Origin of the sequence: Neorhizobium petrolearium (genome assembly GCF_017873175.1) — a bacterium.
Classification (GTDB): Bacteria; Pseudomonadota; Alphaproteobacteria; order Rhizobiales; family Rhizobiaceae; genus Neorhizobium; species Neorhizobium petrolearium.
Genome location: NZ_JAGGJW010000002.1, coordinates 447,426 through 465,143, shown reverse-complemented (window position 1 = coordinate 465,143; position 17,718 = coordinate 447,426). Strand labels below are relative to the sequence as shown.

At 61.3% G+C, this 17,718-nt stretch carries 16 protein-coding genes; 15 read left to right on the top strand and 1 reads right to left on the bottom strand.

Annotated features, from left to right (window positions below):
• Positions 1 to 7: 7 nt before the first annotated feature.
• Positions 8 to 502, bottom strand: coding sequence for an Lrp/AsnC family transcriptional regulator (locus tag J2046_RS06080; RefSeq protein WP_210050263.1), 495 nt, complete (start codon positions 500 to 502; stop codon positions 8 to 10).
• A 90-nt stretch (positions 503 to 592) separates the two neighbouring features.
• Here J2046_RS06080 and ehuR point away from each other — a divergent pair, with 90 nt between their 5' ends.
• From ehuR to J2046_RS06005, 15 genes are all read left to right on the top strand, one after another.
• Positions 593 to 1,978 carry a MocR-like ectoine utilization transcription factor EhuR gene (ehuR, locus tag J2046_RS06075; protein WP_210050261.1) on the top strand — a complete coding sequence of 462 codons (1,386 nt, stop codon included), beginning with the start codon at positions 593 to 595 and terminating at the stop codon, positions 1,976 to 1,978.
• A 122-nt stretch (positions 1,979 to 2,100) separates the two neighbouring features.
• Positions 2,101 to 2,886: an ectoine/hydroxyectoine ABC transporter ATP-binding protein EhuA gene (gene ehuA / locus J2046_RS06070; RefSeq protein ID WP_210050260.1), complete on the top strand. Its 786-nt coding sequence runs from the start codon at positions 2,101 to 2,103 to the stop codon at positions 2,884 to 2,886.
• 60 nt (positions 2,887 to 2,946) lie between these two features.
• Positions 2,947 to 3,792 carry an ectoine/hydroxyectoine ABC transporter substrate-binding protein EhuB gene (gene ehuB / locus J2046_RS06065; RefSeq protein WP_210050259.1) on the top strand — a complete coding sequence of 282 codons (846 nt, stop codon included), beginning with the start codon at positions 2,947 to 2,949 and terminating at the stop codon, positions 3,790 to 3,792.
• A gap of 127 nt (positions 3,793 to 3,919) precedes the next feature.
• Positions 3,920 to 4,579, top strand: a complete 660-nt coding sequence (gene ehuC / locus J2046_RS06060) for an ectoine/hydroxyectoine ABC transporter permease subunit EhuC (protein ID WP_210050258.1) — start codon at positions 3,920 to 3,922, stop codon at positions 4,577 to 4,579.
• Positions 4,580 to 4,581: 2 nt separating this feature from the next.
• Positions 4,582 to 5,241, top strand: coding sequence for an ectoine/hydroxyectoine ABC transporter permease subunit EhuD (ehuD, locus tag J2046_RS06055; protein WP_210050257.1), 660 nt, complete (start codon positions 4,582 to 4,584; stop codon positions 5,239 to 5,241).
• Between the two features lies 1 nt (position 5,242).
• Positions 5,243 to 6,019 carry an ectoine utilization protein EutA gene (eutA, locus tag J2046_RS06050; RefSeq protein WP_233469558.1) on the top strand — a complete coding sequence of 259 codons (777 nt, stop codon included), beginning with the start codon at positions 5,243 to 5,245 and terminating at the stop codon, positions 6,017 to 6,019.
• Between the two features lie 4 nt (positions 6,020 to 6,023).
• On the top strand, positions 6,024 to 7,025 hold the full coding sequence (eutB, locus tag J2046_RS06045) for a hydroxyectoine utilization dehydratase EutB (RefSeq protein WP_210050255.1): 1,002 nt from the start codon (positions 6,024 to 6,026) through the stop codon (positions 7,023 to 7,025).
• Complete coding sequence (gene eutC, locus J2046_RS06040) at positions 7,022 to 8,014, top strand: ectoine utilization protein EutC (RefSeq protein ID WP_210050254.1); 993 nt, start codon at positions 7,022 to 7,024, stop codon at positions 8,012 to 8,014. Before eutB ends, eutC begins: the two co-directional genes overlap by 4 nt.
• 33 nt (positions 8,015 to 8,047) lie before the next feature.
• Positions 8,048 to 9,229, top strand: a complete 1,182-nt coding sequence (gene doeA, locus J2046_RS06035) for an ectoine hydrolase DoeA (protein WP_210050253.1) — start codon at positions 8,048 to 8,050, stop codon at positions 9,227 to 9,229.
• Positions 9,230 to 9,236: 7 nt separating this feature from the next.
• Positions 9,237 to 10,244, top strand: a complete 1,008-nt coding sequence (doeB, locus tag J2046_RS06030) for a N(2)-acetyl-L-2,4-diaminobutanoate deacetylase DoeB (RefSeq protein ID WP_210050252.1) — start codon at positions 9,237 to 9,239, stop codon at positions 10,242 to 10,244.
• Between the two features lie 459 nt (positions 10,245 to 10,703).
• A complete protein-coding gene (gene pip / locus J2046_RS06025; RefSeq protein WP_210050251.1) occupies positions 10,704 to 11,669 on the top strand; it encodes a prolyl aminopeptidase in 966 nt (321 codons plus the stop codon).
• Positions 11,660 to 13,483, top strand: a complete 1,824-nt coding sequence (locus J2046_RS06020) for a S9 family peptidase (protein WP_411828469.1) — start codon at positions 11,660 to 11,662, stop codon at positions 13,481 to 13,483. The genes pip and J2046_RS06020 overlap by 10 nt, the downstream gene beginning before the upstream one ends.
• 30 nt (positions 13,484 to 13,513) lie before the next feature.
• The gene (locus J2046_RS06015) at positions 13,514 to 14,944 is read left to right on the top strand and encodes a M20 family metallopeptidase (RefSeq protein WP_210050249.1); all 1,431 of its coding nucleotides are present in this window, start codon (positions 13,514 to 13,516) and stop codon (positions 14,942 to 14,944) included.
• Between the two features lie 67 nt (positions 14,945 to 15,011).
• Positions 15,012 to 16,628, top strand: coding sequence for an ABC transporter substrate-binding protein (locus J2046_RS06010; RefSeq protein WP_210050248.1), 1,617 nt, complete (start codon positions 15,012 to 15,014; stop codon positions 16,626 to 16,628).
• Positions 16,629 to 16,650: 22 nt separating this feature from the next.
• Positions 16,651 to 17,718, top strand: a complete 1,068-nt coding sequence (locus tag J2046_RS06005) for an ABC transporter permease (protein ID WP_411828475.1) — start codon at positions 16,651 to 16,653, stop codon at positions 17,716 to 17,718.

Below are 17,718 nucleotides of genomic sequence, written 5' to 3'. Positions count from 1 at the left end.
AGATTGTCTAGGGCTGCTGACTATCGTCTCTCCCGAAGAGAGCAGCAAGGGGCACGCCCGTTTCCTCCTTGACGGTCTTAGTGACGATGTAGGTGAAATAGCGCTCGATGCCGAGTTCTCGGTTGAGCAGGTTATCGATCAGGCGCTGGTAGGCGTCGATATCGGAAGCCACGATCTTCGCGATATAGTCGAGGCCGCCGCCAACGGACCAGCAGGCGGTGATCTCCGGAATCGCCGCCACGACCCGCTCGAAGCGGTCGAAATCGCTCTGGCGATGGTTGGCGAGCGTGATCTCCACCATGACGCTGGCGATCGGCGCGACCTTTCGCGGCGCAAGCCGGGCATGATAGCCGGCGACGATGCCAGCCTTTTCAAGCTTGCGCAGGCGCATCCAGCAGGGCGTCGGAGAGAGGCCGACCTTTTCCGCCAGCGCCAGCTTCGTGATGCGGCCATCATTCTGGACTGCTTCCAGAATGCGTAAGTCTATGGCGTCAAGCTTCATGGAGGTTCCTGTCTGCATCACTGTTGAGAAAGACAATGAAAATTCGTTTTGCCATTGTCAATTGAACTGATTTTAAGCACAGTCGAATTCATGACAAATTGGCGTCCCGACCCATCCCAACTCCGCCGACCGGCCTATCTTTCGCTCGCCGAGCAGATCGCGCGCGCTATTCAGGAGGGAAAGCTTGTCAACGGGACCAAGCTGCCGACCCATCGCCGTATGGCGGACGATCTTGGCCTATCGGTCCAGACGGTCAGCCGGGCCTATGACGATCTCATCCGCCGCGGGCTGATTTCCGGCGAGATCGGGCGTGGCAGTTTCGTGCAGACGCAGCCACGCGAGCCAGAACCACCCTACCTGCCGGAGAGGCTTGGCGAGGTTATCGACCTTTCGATCCTGAAACCGGTCTGCGAACAGATCCATGTCGAGAAGATGCGACAGGCTTTTGCCTGGCTCTCTGAAAACCTGCCGGCGAGTTCCGCCTTGTCGTTCCGGCCCAACATGGTCTTCCCGCGCCATCGCGCCGTCGCCACTGAATGGCTGGCGCGTTGCGGTTTGGACGTTTCGCCGCTCAATGTCAGCTTGACCAACGGGGCAACGTCGGGGATGACAACGGCGTTGATGAGCGTCGCACCGCCCGGTTCGACGGTCGCCACAGAAGTAGTCAGCCACCATACGCTCGTTCCGCTCTCGACCTATCTCGGCCTGCATCTCGAAGGGCTGGCGATCGACGAGGAGGGTATGATCCCCGAAGCGCTGGACGAGGCCTGCCGCAAAGGTCCGATCCGGGCGATCTTCCTGCAGCCTTCGGTCATCAACCCGATGGCCGCTCTGATGAGTGCGGGTCGTCGGGAAGCGCTTGCGGCGGTTGCCGCCAGGCATGATATCGCCATCATCGAAAACGACGTTCTCGGCCCGATGGTCGAAGGCCGCGCGCCGCCGATGGCCGCGTTTGCGCCGGAGCGGACGCTCTACGTGACGACATTTACCAAGACGACTGTTCCAGGATTGCGGATCGGGTACCTTGTCGCGCCGGACCGCTATGTTGCCGCCGTCGCGAACCGGCATCTGGTCTCCAACTGGATGGCAACGCCGGCGATGGCGGAGATCGCGACACGCTGGGTCGCCGATGGCACGGCCATGGAACTGGTAGCCTGGCAGCGCCGCGCGCTTGCCAGCCGTCATGCCATCGCTGCCGAAATGCTGGCGGGTTTGCCGTATCGGGCGCATCCCCAGAGTCTGCATATGTGGCTGCCGCTTTCCTGCGGTCATACTGAAGATGCCTTCGTAGCGCAGGCGCGGTTACGCGGCGTCGGGATCGCGCCCGGTAAGTCGTTCCATACGACCGATCACGGGTGGGCGCCCGCCGTCCGCATCTCGCTCGGATCGACGACGGAGAGCGAATTGCGCACCGGGCTCGGGATCGTCGCTTCGCTGGCGCAGGGAAACCCGCAGGAGCTTCTGCTTGCAATTTGATGGTGGCGCCTGTGGTTTGTGCAGGCAAACAAATATTGTCATGATATTATTTTCCGAATTGACATGATTTTGCGGGGCCGTCATCGTTGATGCATTGCTTGTCTCAACAGGGAGAGACATGAATGCCATCACCCATCATCCGTATCGACAACATCGTGAAGAGGTTCGGTCCGCTGACCGTTCTCGACGGGTTATCAATGGATGTGATGTCGGGGGAGAAGCTGGCGCTGATCGGTCCTTCCGGCTCGGGCAAGACGACGATCCTGCGCATTTTGATGACGCTGGAATCGATCAGCGGCGGACATATCGAGGTCGACGGCGAGCAGCTTTATCACATGAAGAAGGGCGCCGATCTGGTTCCCGCCGACGAGCGCCATCTTCATCGCATGCGCAAGAAGATCGGCATGGTCTTCCAGCACTTTAATCTATTTCCGCACAAATGCGTTCTCGACAACATCACGCTGGCGCCGATGCTGACCCAGGGCGTGGCGCGTTCAGACGCCGAAAAGCGGGCGATGGAATTGCTGGATATGGTCGGCATGGCAGACAAGGCGAAAAGCGTGCCGGCGCAGCTTTCCGGCGGCCAGAAGCAGCGTGTGGCGATCGCCCGCGCGCTAGCGCTTTCTCCGAAGATCATGCTGTTCGACGAAGTGACATCGGCGCTCGATCCCGAACTCGTCGAGGAAGTGCTGAGCGTCATGAAGCGGCTCGCGGCCGAGACCGACATGACCATGCTTCTTGTAACGCACGAGATGGGCTTTGCCCACGAATTTGCTGACCGCGTGCTGTTCTTCGATCGCGGCAAGATCGTTGAGGAAGGTAGGCCGGAGGAGATTTTCAGCAATCCCAGGCAGGAGCGCACGCAGACGTTCCTTCGCAAGATCATCGCGGCGGGGCACCGCGTCTGACCGCCGGCGGCGGCGACATAGCCCGAAGACATGATCAGGAAACCAGAGGAGTAGGGAACAATGAAGACAAGAATTCTCGCCACTGCTGCCGGCATTGCGGCCTTTATCGCCGTTGCCGGCGGCATGTCTGCATCTGCAGCGGATTTGGAGGAGCTTAAGGAACAAGGGTTTGCCCGTATCGCCATCGCCAACGAGCCGCCCTATACGGCAGTCGGTGCCGACGGTAAGGTGTCGGGTGCGGCGCCTGATGTCGCCCGCGTCATTTTCGAGCGTCTCGGCGTCAAGGAGGTCGTTGCCTCGATCTCCGAATACGGCGCGATGATCCCGGGGCTTCAGGCCGGACGTCACGATGCCATTACCGCCGGTCTGTTCATGAAGCCGGAGCGTTGCAACGCGGTTGCCTATTCCGAGCCGATCCTTTGCGATGCGGAAGCTTTTGCCGTCAAGAAGGGCAATCCGCTGAAGCTGACGAGCTACAAGGACATCGCCGACAACACAAATGCGAAAATCGGGGCACCCGGCGGCGGCACCGAGGAGAAGCTTGCGCTTCAGGCCGGCGTGCCTCGCGATCGCGTCATCGTCGTGCCGGACGGGCAGAGCGGTCTCAAGATGCTTCAGGACGGTCGCATCGATGTCTATTCGCTTCCGGTTCTTTCGATCCATGATCTGCTCGACAAGGCGAAGGATCCAAACCTGGAGGTCGTCGCGCCGGTTGTCGGCGCGCCGGTCTATTGCGATGGCGCGGCCTTCCGCAAGCAGGATGTAGCGCTCCGCGATGCCTTTGATGTGGAGCTCAAGAAGCTGAAAGATTCTGGCGAGTTCGCCAAGCTCATCGAACCCTACGGATTCTCCGCCAAGGCTGCGATGTCGACCACCCGCGATAAGCAGTGTGCTGCCGCGCAGTGATAAATTTACCCCTTACGCCGGGTGCACCGGCGGTGCCGTGTCGGCCTTCTCCCTCGCTCACGGGGAGAAGGTGCCGGCAGGCGGATGAGGGGCAAACTCGTCGGAAGAGACTGGGAAACAAGGCCTGATGATCGACTGGTCCGGCTATCTGTCGCTGATTCTGGAAGGCGCGCTGGTAACGCTGCAGCTGACCATTATGGGGTCGGCTCTAGCGCTGGTGATGGCTTTCCTGGCCGGGCTTGGCCGGCTGTCGCGCTTCTTCATCGTGCGAGCGCTTGCTACGACCTACATTGAGTTCTTCCGCGGCACGTCGATCTTCGTGCAGCTCTTCTGGGTTTATTTCGTGCTTCCTTTTGCGGGGCTCACTCTCACGCCCCTTCAGGCGGGGGTTCTGGCGCTGGGGCTGAACGTCGGCGCTTACGGCGCAGAAGTTGTCCGCGGTGCCGTGAAGGCGATTGGACGGGAGCAGGGGGAGGCCTGTATCGCCCTCAATCTTTCCCGCTATCAGCGCCTGCGCCATGTAATCCTGCCGCAGGCGCTGCCTTTGATGTTGCCCACCTTCTGCAACAATGCCATCGAGCTTTTGAAGGGCACGGCCGTCGTATCGCTGATCTCGCTGACGGACCTGACTTTTCAGGCGCAGGTCGTCCGTGCTCAGACCGGCAATACGCTCGTCCCCTTCACGACGATCCTCATCCTCTACTTCGTCATGGCTTGGGCGATTTCAACGGCGATGCGCTGGCTGGAGCGGCGGATGACGCGCAGCCTTGATGGCGTGAGGACCTGATCATGGAATGGGATTGGGATTTCGTCTGGCAGATCATGCCGACCCTTCTTGAAGGGTTCAAGATCACCATACTGGCGACCATTCTCGGTGCGGCGGTGGCTGCGGTGATCGGTCTCGCGCTCGCCATTGCGCGCCGTTCGCCGATCGCCGCGGTCTCGCGCACCGTTGGCTTCGTCGCGGAATTCATCCGCGGCACGCCGCTTCTCGTGCAGCTCTATTTCATCTTCTACGTGCTGCCGGATATCGGCATCCGGCTGTCTCCGCTGGTTGCCGGCGTGATCGGCATCGGCGTCCACTATGCGACCTATACGGCGGAAGTCTATCGGGCGGGCATCGAAAACGTGCCGCGCGGCCAGTGGGAAGCGGCGAAAGCGGCCAATCTCACCACACGGCAAGCCTGGATCCATGTCATCCTGCCGCAGGCCGTGCCACCGATGATCCCGGCGCTCGCCAATTATTTCATTGCGATGTTCAAGGAAACGCCGCTGCTCTCGGCCATCACCGTGCTGGAGCTGATGAATCAGGCCAAAAGCATTGCCAACAGCAACTACCGCTACATCGAGCCGATGACGCTGGTCGGCGTCTTCTTCCTCGCCGTCAGCCTCGTTTCGGTCGTCGGACTGCGCTGGCTCGAGGAGCGCTATGCCCGGATGGATGACTGACATGAACTCTGTCGACATAAGGCTTGCCGGCCGGAAGCCGCGACTGGACGACCGCCCGCTTCAAAAGCGGATTGGTCTCATCATTCTCGCCACCGACCACACGACGGAAGTCGACTTCCAGCGCATGGTCGCTAGCGAGCGCATCGGTGTCTATGTTAGCCGCATTCCCTATGCCAATCCGGTCACGCCAGAGAACCTGCTGAAGATGCAGCCAGTGCTGGTCGAAGGCGCTGCGCTCATCCTGCCGGATGAGGCACTGGATGCGGTCATGTATTCCTGCACCTCCGCCTCCGTGGTGATCGGTGACGCCCGCATCGAGGAGGCGATCCGCGTCGCCAAGCCGGGTGCTCCCGTCGTGACGCCGACGGCTGCGGCAGTGAAGGGCCTCAAGGCTGTGGGTGCGAATCGTATCTCGATCCTGACGCCCTATACAGTCGAGACGAGCCGGCCGATGGCGGACTATTTCACCGGCCTCGGCTTCACCATCGATCGCTTCACCTGCCTGGGTTTCGAGGACGACCGAGAAATGGCGCGGATTGCGCCAGACGAGATCGTTTCGCTTGCCCGCGAGGCGATGGCGCCGGAGTCGGAAGCTCTCTTCATCTCCTGCACGGCGGTCCGGGCAGCACAAGTTGTGGCCAGGGTCGAGGCCGAGATTGGCAAGCCGATGGTCAGCAGCAATCTCGCCACCGCCTGGGCCTGCCTGCGGCTCTGCGGCGAAATTGCATCGCGCCCTGACCTGGGCATGCTGATGACGAAGCCCTATCCGGAAGGCTGAAGATATGAGCGGGAAGATCTTGCCGGTTCAGCTCGACGATATCCGCGCAGCCGCAGCTCGTATCGATGATCGCGTGCTCCGGACATCGATGGTGGAATCGCCGGTGCTGAGCGAGCGCGGCGGCGTGCCGGTCCATCTGAAACTGGAGCATCACCAGACCACCGGCAGCTTCAAGCTGCGCGGCGCGACCAACGCCGTTCTGGCCCTTTCTGCAGAAGAGCGCGCACGGGGCGTCGTGGCCGCGTCTACCGGCAATCACGGCCGGGCGCTTGCCTTTGCCGCGAGAGCGGAAGGTTCGCTTGCGACCATCTGCATGTCGTCGCTCGTGCCGGAGAACAAGGTCTCGGAAATCCGTCGTCTCGGCGCACGTGTTCGCATCATCGGGCGTTCGCAGGACGAGGCGCAGGAGGAGGTGGACAGGCTGGTCACGGAAGAGGGGCTGGTCGTGGTGCCGCCTTTCGATCATTCGGCGGTCGTCGCGGGGCAAGGCACGCTCGGCCTTGAGATTGTCGTGCAGGTGCCGGAGGTCGAGACCGTTCTGGTGCCGCTGTCCGGTGGCGGGCTTGCGGCCGGCATTGCCGCCGCTGTGAAAGGCTTGAAGCCATCGGCTCGAGTCATCGGCCTGACGATGGAACGCGGTGCGGCGATGAAGGCGAGTCTGGATGCCGGCGGGCCGGTTCTGGTCGAGGAATTGCCGAGTCTTGCGGATTCGCTCGGCGGCGGCATAGGCCTCGATAACCGTGTAACCTTCTCCATGTGCCGCGAACTTCTCGATGATGTGGTTCTGCTTTCCGAAGCCGAGATAGCAGCCGGCATGTGGCACGCCTATGCCGTTGAGCGCGAAGTCATCGAAGGTGCTGCAGCCGTCGGCATCGCGGCGTTGTTGGCGGGCAAGGTCGCAAGTCGAGGCCCGATCGTCGCCATTCTTTCTGGCCGCAACGTCGACATGGAACAGCATCGGCGGGTGATCAACGGCGACGTGATCTATGGAAAGGACGCCGCATGAGCCGGATGGTCATTCTCACCGAAAAAGACCTGAGCAAGCTCGTTCCGCTCGATCGTGGGGCAGTCGCTTGTGTCGAAGATGCCTTCCATGCGCTCGCCACAAAGCCGGTCGCCATGCCGCCCATCCTGCGTCTTGATATCCCCGAACATCGCGGCGAGGTGGATGTGAAGACGGCCTATGTGCCGGGCATCGAGGGTTTCGCGATCAAGATCAGCCCCGGCTTCTTCGATAATCCGAAGATCGGCCTGCCGAGCACCAACGGCATGATGATCCTTCTGTCCAGCCGCACCGGTCTCGTGCAGGCGCTGCTGCTCGACAACGGTTATCTGACGGATGTCCGAACGGCCGCCGCCGGCGCGGTTGCCGCAAAACATCTTTCGCGTCCGGATTCGACCGTTGCGGCGATCTTCGGAGCAGGCATGCAGGCACGCCTTCAACTGGAGGCTCTGACGCTGGTCCGCCCGATCCGCGAGGCGCGCATCTGGGCACGGGACGCCGCAAAAGCAGAGGCCGTGGCTGCCGATCTGACGACCAGACTCGGGCTTCCGGTTCGCGCCGAGGCCGATCCAGAGGCCGCGGTCGCGGGTGCCGATATCATCGTCACCACCACGCCGTCGGAAGAACCGATCCTGAAGGCGGAATGGCTCCGGCCTGGCCAGCATGTTACTGCCATGGGCTCTGATGCCGAGCACAAGAACGAGATCGATCCGGCGGCGATTGCCAAGGTCGATCTCTATGTCGCCGACAGCCTGAAACAGACACGCCGGCTCGGGGAACTGCGTCATGCCATAGAGGCCGGGCTCGTCTCGCCGGATGCCGGGTTTCCGCATCTCGGCGAGGTCGTCGCAGGCCTCCACCCTGGCCGCGGAGGCGCCGGACAGATCACGCTTGTCGACCTCACCGGCACGGGCATCCAGGATACCGCCATCGCCACGCTTGCCTTCGCGCGGGCGGATATTGCCGGCGCCGGCACCGCATTCGAAAGCTGAGCCGGCTTGCGCCGGATAATGAAGGAAAGAAACATGATCCAGCCCAATCTCAAATTCTCGCTCGGCGAATATGCCGCGCGGTTGGAAAAGACACGGCGCGCCATGGAGGCGAAGGGGATCGACCTCCTCATTGTCAGCGATCCCTCCAACATGGCCTGGCTGACGGGTTATGACGGCTGGTCGTTCTACGTGCACCAGGCCGTCATCGTGCCGCCGTCCGGCGAGCCGATCTGGTTCGGCCGCGGCCAGGATGCCAACGGCGCCAAGCTCACCGCTTATCTCAGGCACGAGAACATCATCGGCTATCCCGATCACTACGTGCAGTCGACCGAGCGCCATCCGATGGATTACCTCTCCGGCATCCTGACGGACCGCGGCTTCGGCACGCTGACGATCGGCGTCGAGATGGACAATTACTGGTTCTCGGCCGCCGCTTTCGCTTCGCTACAGAAACACCTGCCGAATGCCCGCTTCGTGGATGCGACTGCGCTGGTAAACTGGCAGCGCGCGGTCAAAAGCGAGACGGAGATCAAGTACATGCGCAATGCCGCGCGCATCGTCGAGGCGATGCATGCGCGCATCTTCGACAAGATCGAGGTCGGCATGCGCAAATGCGATCTCGTCGCCGAGATCTACGATGCCGGCACGCGCGGCGTCGACGGGATCGGCGGCGACTATCCCGCAATCGTGCCCCTGTTGCCGTCGGGAAGGGAGGCATCGGCGCCGCATCTGACATGGGACGACCGGCCGATGAAGAAGGGCGAGGGAACCTTCTTCGAGATCGCCGGCTGCTACAATCGCTATCATGTGCCGCTGTCGCGCACGGTCTTCCTCGGCAAGCCGACGCAAGCTTTCCTCGACGCGGAAAAGGCGACTCTGGAAGGCATGGAAGCGGGCCTTGCGGTCGCCAAGCCCGGCAATACCTGCGAGGACATCGCCAACGCCTTCTTTGCGGTGCTGAAGAAGTACGGGATCGTCAAGGACAACCGCACGGGCTACCCGATCGGTCTTTCCTATCCGCCAGACTGGGGCGAGCGCACGATGAGCCTGCGCCCCGGCGACCGCACCGAGCTGAAGCCCGGCATGACCTTCCATTTCATGACCGGCCTCTGGCTGGAGGACATGGGTTTCGAGACGACCGAGAGCATCCTCATCACCGAGACCGGTGTCGAATGCCTGGCGAGCGTGCCGCGCAAGCTGATGGTCAAGGATTGAGGCGGCGATGAGCGATAAAGCTTTGCGGCCGTCACCGATCAGCCCGACGGTGGATTTCGACTCCGAGGGTGTGCAGCACGGTTTTCTGCGGCTGCCCTACAGCCGCGACGATTCCGCCTGGGGATCGGTGATGATCCCGATCACGGTCATCCGCAACGGCAGCGGGCCGACCGCACTCCTGACCGGCGGCAACCACGGCGACGAGTACGAAGGGCCGATTGCGCTCTTCGATCTCGCCCGCAGCCTCAGAGCGGAGGATGTCAGCGGCACGGTGATCGTCGTTCCGGCGATGAACTATCCGGCATTTGTCGCAGGAACGCGGACGTCGCCAATCGACTCGGGCAATCTCAACCGCAGCTTTCCCGGCCGTCCGGACGGGACGGTGACGCAGAAGATCGCCGACTACTTCCAGCGAGAACTCTTGCCGCGCGCCGATATCGTGCTGGACTTCCATTCGGGCGGCAGGACGCTGGATTTCCTGCCGTTCTGCGCCGCGCACATCCTGCCGGACAAGGATCAGGAAGCTCGTGCTTTCGAGTTGGTGGAGGCGTTTTCCGCACCTTATTCGATGAGGATGCTCGAAATCGACGCGGTCGGCATGTACGACACCGCGGCCGAGGAAATGGGCAAGGTCTTCATCACCACCGAGCTCGGCGGCGGCGGCACGGCGACGGCAAAAAGCGCGGGCATCGCCAAGCACGGCGTCATGAACGTGCTTCGCCATACCGGCATCGTCGCGGGAGGGGCTGAGGCCGGACAGACGACCTGGCTCGATATGCCGGACGGCAACTGCTTTTCCTTCGCCGAGGAGGGCGGGTTAATCGAGCCTATCTTTGACCTCGGAGACGAGGTCCGCGAAGGTGCCGTGGTGGCTCGTATCTATCCAACCGGACGAACCGGGGCACCGCCTATCGAAATCCGTGCAAAGATGGATGGCATCTTGTGCGCTCGGCACTTCCCGGGATTGGTGAAGGCTGGCGATTGCGTGGCGGTCATCGCGGTCATCGTTGCCTGACCTGACCTGAACAAGCCCAGAGCGGACCGCCCTTGGTAGGAGGAATCTGTGCGGCCCCCCCCCCCCCCCCCGGGCGGGTCGTCCGGATGCTTGAACGGACCGTTGCAAATTTCCAATTCGATGCTCCGGTGAAAAAAGCTTTGACCTTGCGGCAGAATAGATTGTCCGCCAACAGAATGATCCGCTGACCCAGTTTCTCGGATTTCCAGCGTAATAGAACCTGCGAAAGATGGACCGACTTCGGGGTTTAGGTGACCGAAAGTCCACTTTGCGGCACGTCCAGGCAACCAGCCTATGTTGCGGAGATAAAACTATTCCAAATCGGAATGAGCTATTTGCAATTAGCATTAGACGCTCTATCCGATCTGGATCATCATGCCCAAAATATCGTCTCGCCTATTTTGTAGGCATTCCGGTGGCTAGCCGGTGGACCGTTTTTATTGGGCTTGAGTCTTTGCAATGGACGAACAAAAGGCAAGGCACCGTTTTCATCTGCCGGTCGACAAATGTCACCAACTCTATATCGAGGAATATGGTGCTCATGACGGCATTCCGGTCGTGGTTTTGCATGGCGGGCCGGGTGCCGGCATTTCCCGCAAGCATGTGGAGACATTTGACCTATCGGCATTCCGCGTCGTCGCCTTCGACCAGCGGGGTGCCGGGCGTTCCGTTCCGTCTGCAAGCCTCCACGACAACACGACTGATGCCCTCATTGCCGATATCGAGGCTATTCGCGAAAAGCTAGGGATCGATCGATGGCTGGTGGCCGGCGGTTCGTGGGGCAGCTGTCTTGCGCTGGCCTATGGTGAGGCGCATCCCGAACGATGCCTCGGCTTTCGACTGCATGGTATTTTCCTGGCCGGACAGGAAGATATAGATTGGTGGTTCCATGGCGCACGTTCGATCTTTCCCGACCAGTGGGAAGAGTTCGCGAGTTTCGTGCCGGAGGAAGAACGCGCCGACCTCCTTGCTGCCTATTACCGGCGCCTGACGAGCGGCAACGCACATGAGGAAGTGGCGGCGGCCTTAAGCCTGCGCGGCTTTTCCGCGAAAACCCAGACTTTCCTTCCCGACCCGGGCCATGTGGCCGCATTGATGGAACCGACAGCAGCGCTCGCTGTGGCGAGACTGTTCACCCACTATTGCGTGAATCGTGCTTTTCTGGAACCGGGACAATTGTTGCGCGACATCGATCGGATCAGACATCTTCCCTGTGAAATCGTGCAGGGACGATACGACACCGTCACGCCGATGCTTTCCGCCTGGCGACTGCATCGTGCCTGGCCGGAAGCCGGCTTTTCGATCGTCACCGAAGCAAACCACCAATCCACCAAAGGCCCTCTTTTCGATGAACTGAAGGCGGCGACCGAGCGGCTTCGCAAGCGGATGGCCCCGATCACCCCCAAAGAGGGGGAATGCGCGTGAGCAGAATGATGTCTACCTTCGATGCGGCCGCCATCGCGCCCTTTCTTGAAATCCGATCGGTGAAATCGCCGGCGATATCCCCTGATGGAACACTTCTCGCATATCTCTGCGACGCAAGCGGCTTCAACCAGATATGGATCAGGCCGCTTGACGGTGGCGCGGCACGACAGGTCACGGATATGCCTGAGCCAGTCGGCGCGTTGGCCTTCAACCCGAAAGGTCGGGATATCCTGTTCACGACGGATTGCGGCGGCGACGAACGCCATCAGCTTTGGCTCCTGCCGGAAGCATCCGGGCAACCCGTCGCGCTGACGAGCGCGCCCGGTATCGTTCATCTGTGGGGCGCCTGGTCTCCGGATGGGCAGCGCATCGCCTATGCCTCCAACGCTCGCTCACCTCGCGACATGGATATTCATGTCATGGATCTCTCGACGGGGATGGCCACCTGCATCCGCGAGGGGGACGGCATGCGGGAAGTCCTGGCTTTCTTTCCCGATGGGCAATCGCTGCTCGTCCGCGAGTCCCTGCGCTCAGGCAACGATCAGGACATGTATCGCCTCGATATCGCGACCGGACGCCTGACGCCGCTTATGCCGCATCAAGGGCGTGCTCGATATCTCGCCGCCCGCCTGTTGAAGGACGGCAGTGGCGGCATTGCCGTCTGCGATCAGGGAAGCGATTTCATGGGCATTCGGCAGTTTCCAGCCGAGGGCGGAGAGACGGCAAACATTTTCGAACAGCCGGGAAGCAACGTCGAGGCGCTGGCGCTTTCGCCCGACCAGCAGAAAATCGCTTTCGTCCTCAACGATGAGGGGTGGAGCCGTATCGGCCTCTGCGACCGCGACGGCGATTCCATCCGGATGTTCGAGGGGCACCCGCCCGGCGTCGTGACGTCGCTTGCCTTTACTCCCGACAGCCGATCGCTTGTCTTCCCGCTCGAAGGTGCGGCGACGCTGCCGGGTATCTGGAAACTCGATCCGGAGAACGGCAGCTTCGAACTCTTGGTGACGGTCGATGGTGGGGGGGCGGATACCGGGTCCTTCGGCGAACCTCTCGTGGAACGCTTCGAAAGTTTCGATGGGCGGATGGTGCCGGCTCTCGTCTATCAGCCGACTTCCCCACCCCCCGAAACTGGATATCCCGTGCTCTTCATCGTGCATGGCGGCCCGGAGATGCAATGGAAACCGGACTTCCGCGCCGATGTGCAGTTCCTGGTCTCTCAAGGTGTGATGGTGGTCGCCCCGAATGTCCGAGGCAGCACCGGTTATGGCCGCGCCTGGCATGAACTCGATGACCGTGAGAAGCGCATGGACTCGGTCGCAGACCTACGGGCCATTCGGCTTGCCATCGGCGCGCGTAAGGACGTGAACGCGGCACGTATCGGCGTTTTCGGGCGCTCCTATGGCGGCTTCATGGTGCTGTCCGCGCTGACGGAGGATCCGGATCTGTGGGCGCTTGGCGTCGATTTCTACGGTGTCTGCAATTTCCTGACCCATCTGCTCGCCACCGGACCGTGGGGGCGCCAGCAGCGTGCCGCCGAATATGGCGAGCCGGCGGTGATGCGCGAGGCGCTGGAGCGCTTCTCTCCCATCAACCGGATCGCCCGCATGAAGGCGCCGCTGCTTCTTGTCCACGCCAATCGTGATCCGCGCGTACCGATCGGAGAGAGCGAGACCGTCTATTCCTGCCTCAGCGGTCTGCGTCACCCTTGCGAGTACCTGCGTATCGACCACGAGGGCCACGGTTTTGCCCGGATAGAGAACCGCCGAAAGGTGTTTTCCGCCTTCGCCCGGTTCCTCGAAAAACATCTTTGATGACGAGTAATGGATTGGAGAGAGTGAGCGATGCAGAACAGCGACCTGATCTGGGACTTGGTCGATAATCACAGGACCGAGTTCGAGGCCCTGAGCGACCGCGTCTGGGGCATGCCGGAAATCGCCTATACGGAATATCGTTCCGTGACCGAGCATACGGCCATGCTGCGCCAGCAGGGCTTCCGCGTGACCGAGAATGTGGCCGGCATTCCGACGGCGGTGATGGGCGAGGCAGGCGAGGGCGGCCCGATCGTCGCCATCCTCGGCGAATACGATGCGCTGCCAGGGCTCAGCCAGGAAGCGGGTGTCGCCCAGCCGCGCCCCTTGCCCGGCAATGGGCATGGCCATGGGTGCGGCCACAATCTGCTCGGCTCCGCTGCAATGCTGGCGGCGACGGCAATCAAGGACTGGCTGGAGAAATCCGGCAGACCCGGCCGCGTGCGCTATTACGGTTGCCCGGCCGAGGAAGGCGGTGCCGCGAAATCCTTCATGGCCCGCGAGGGCGCGTTCGATGGCGTCGACATCGCCATTACCTGGCATCCGAGCGCCTTCACGGAAGTGGCACGCGCACTTTCGCTCGCTAATACCCGAATGGATTTCCGATTTACCGGCCGGGCCTCGCATGCCGCCGCAGCGCCCCATCTCGGCCGCTCCGCGCTCGACGCGGTGGAACTGATGAATGTCGGCGTCAACTATCTGCGCGAGCACGTCCCCTCCGACAGCCGCATCCACTACGCGATGCTCGATTCCGGCGGCATCGCGCCGAACGTGGTGCAGGCAACGGCCGCCGTCCGCTATGCCATCCGCTCCCGAGATCTCAAGGGCATGCAGGAGCTCAACGAACGTGTGAAACAGGTTGCGCAAGGCGCTGCAATGATGACGGGGACGACGGTTCACATCTCCATCATGAGCGCTGTTTCCAATCTGTTGCCGAATCGCCCGCTGGAAGAAGCCATGCAGCGCAATCTTGAGCGCCTTGGGCCCATACCTTTCGATGCGCAAGACAAGGCCTTCGCGGCGAAGATTCAGGCGACGTTGAGCGAAGAGGATATCAACAACGCCTATCGCGCCGTCGGCATTCCGCGTCGGCAGGAGACACCGCTCTGCGATTTCATCGTGCCGCTCGATGTCCGCGGCGAACCGATGATTGGCTCCACGGACGTCGGTGACGTGAGCTGGGTGATGCCGACCGTGCAGGCACATGCCGCGACGATTGCCATCGGCACGCCCGGCCATTCTTGGCAGGTGACCGCGCAGGGCAAGATGCCCGCCGCTCACAAGGGGATGACTCATGCCGCCAAGATGATGGCCGCCACCGCGATCGACGTTTTTAGCGACGCCGAGCTGCTTGCTGCAGCGAAAAAGGATCATCAGGAGCGCGTCGGCAGGACGCCCTATGTGTGCCCCATTCCGGCCGACGTGACGCCGCCTCTTCAGGCGCGCCCGAAGGAGGCGGCCTGAAATTCCTTCAGCATTGCTTCGAATGGCATCTGTTTCAGTCAACAATCAAAAAAGGGGAATTGAGAACATGACCAGAAAGCAAATTATCAAAGGCCGCGGCCTGATTGCCGCAGCAGCCGGCGTTTTCCTTTCGTCAATCAGCCTGCCGGCCCTCGCTGCGACGCCGGATTCCGCGCTCGTCATGGCCTGGAACATCGATGCGATCAGCACCTTCGACCCGGCGCAGATCGGTGAAGTCGTGACCAGCGAACTGATGCAGAACACCTGTGATTCGCTGGTCGATTTCGATCCCGCCGACGAATCGAAGGTCGTTCCCCTTCTGGCGAAGAGCTGGGATGTTTCGCCGGATCGCATGCAGATCACGTTCCATCTCAATGAGAACATGAAGTTCCCAAGCGGCGAGCCGGCGACCGCCAAGGAGCTTGCCTGGTCCATGCAACGTGTCGTCCAGCTGGGCTACGGCAATGCGTCGACGCTTACTGAATATGGCTTCAGCAAGGACAATGTGAAGGAACGTATCGCGGCGACGGACGACAACACGCTCGTCATGAAGCTGGACAAGCCCTATCCGACCAACCTCATTCTCCAGGCGATCGGCGCCAACCGAGTCTCTTCGCTTCTCGACATGAAGACGCTGATGGAGAAGCAGGTGAATGGCGACCTCGGCAACAAGTATCTCGCCACCAACACTGCCTGCGTCGGTCCCTATCGGCTGATGCAGTGGAACGCGGGTGAATCCGTCGTTCTTCAGGCGAACGACGGATATTACGGCACCAAGCCAAAGCTCTCCCGCGTCCTGATCCGCCACGTCGCCGAGCCGGGAACGCAACGCCTCCTGCTGACCCAGGGCGATGTCGACATTGCGCGCGATCTTTCACCCGACGATCTGGCCGATCTCGACGGCAAGCCAGGCCTCAAGATCGAGCGCGTCTTGAAACCGCAGCTCTTCTTCTGGATTTTCAATGTGGCCGACCCGGTCTTCCAGAACGAGAAGGTGCGGCTGGCGATGCGCTACCTTATCGACTATGACGGGCTCGCCAAGTCGGTCATGACCTATCTCGGTGTGCCGCGCGCAAGCTTCGCCCAGCTCGGCGCTGTCGGTGCACTTGATGCGAAAGAAGGCCAGCCCTTTACGCTCGACCTCGAAAAGGCCAAGGCACTTCTCTCCGAGGCGGGTTATGCGAACGGCTTCGAAAGCGACGTCCTGTTCGGCACCTTGCCGCATTCGGCGCCGATCGCCCAGAGCATCCAGCAGAACGCGGCCAAGGTCGGCGTCAAGCTCAATCTGGAACGCATGGCCAATGCCCAGCTCTTCAGCCGCATTCGCGGCCGCGAGTTCAAAAGCGGCATGCTGGCCTGGCAGACCGGCGTTCCCGATGCGCACGGCAATGCCTCGCGCCTCGTCTACAACCCGGACAATCGCGCGGAAGCGAAACTGACGCAGATTCCGGCATGGCGCGCCGCCTTCCAGAACGACGACTTCAACAAGCGTGTCCAGGAAGCGCTTCTCGAAGGCGATCCGGAAAAGCGCAACCAGATCTACTATGCGCTTCAGAAGGATGTGATGGAAAAAGGCCCGATGGCCATCATGTTTCAGATGTACAACATCCTTGGCATGAGCGACAAGGTGAAGGATTGGACCTGGAACGGGTTCCGCGTCTACTACACGTCCGCCTCCAAATAGGGGAGGCGAGCCCATGGCGGAAATCACCACCTCCGTTCCCCGCGACAATGCGGGGACGGACCTCAGGCCGAACCCCGTATTCCTAGTTGCGAGGATCATCGGCAAGACGTTGCTGCCGGTCCTGGTGACCCTGTTCGGTCTTGCGGCCCTGACCTTCTTCATCGGGAGGATGCTGCCGATCGATCCGGTTGTCGCCATTCTCGGCGACAATGCCACCCAGGAAGCCTATGACAACATGGCCCGCGCGCTCGGGATGGACAAACCGCTCTGGTATCAGTTCGGCATCTATCTGAAGGGCATACTATCGCTTGATTTCGGACAGGCTCTGACCACTGGAAAACCGGTTATCGAAGATATCGCTCGGGTGTTTCCCGCGACGATCGAGCTCGCCACCTTGTCGATCATTATCGGCACGGGGCTCGGCATCCCAGCCGGCGTACTTGCGGCGATGTACCGGAATTCCTGGATCGACCATGTGATCCGCTTCACCGGCCTCATAGGCTATTCGGCGCCGAACTTCTGGCTCGGCCTCATGGGATTGGTGATCTTCTACGCCACGCTCGGCTGGATCGGCGGACCGGGGCGCATCGACTTCATCTACGAGTTCGATATCAAGCCGATTACCGGCTTTTATCTGGTTGACACGGCGATCACGGGGAAATGGGATGTCTTCCGCAATGCCTTCGGTCACATCATCCTGCCAGCCTCGATCCTCGGCTTCGGCGCTCTCGCCTATATCAGCCGCATGACCCGCAGTTTCATGATGGAGCAGCTTAGTCAGGAATATATCATCACGGCCCGCGTGAAGGGGCTTTCCTGGGCGCGGACCGTCTGGGTTCACGCCTTCCGCAATGTCGCCGTGCAGGTCGTCACGGTCGTGGCTCTTTCCTATGCCTTCCTCCTTGAGGGGGCGGTGCTGACCGAAACAGTCTTCGCATGGCCGGGTTTCGGCCGATACCTGACCAACGCCCTGCTCGTCGGCGACATGAATGCCGTGGTGGGCTGTTCGCTTCTGGTCGGTATCATCTTCGTCACCCTCAATCTGTTCTGCGATGTCCTTTATCGCGTCGTCGATCCCAGAACCCGGTGA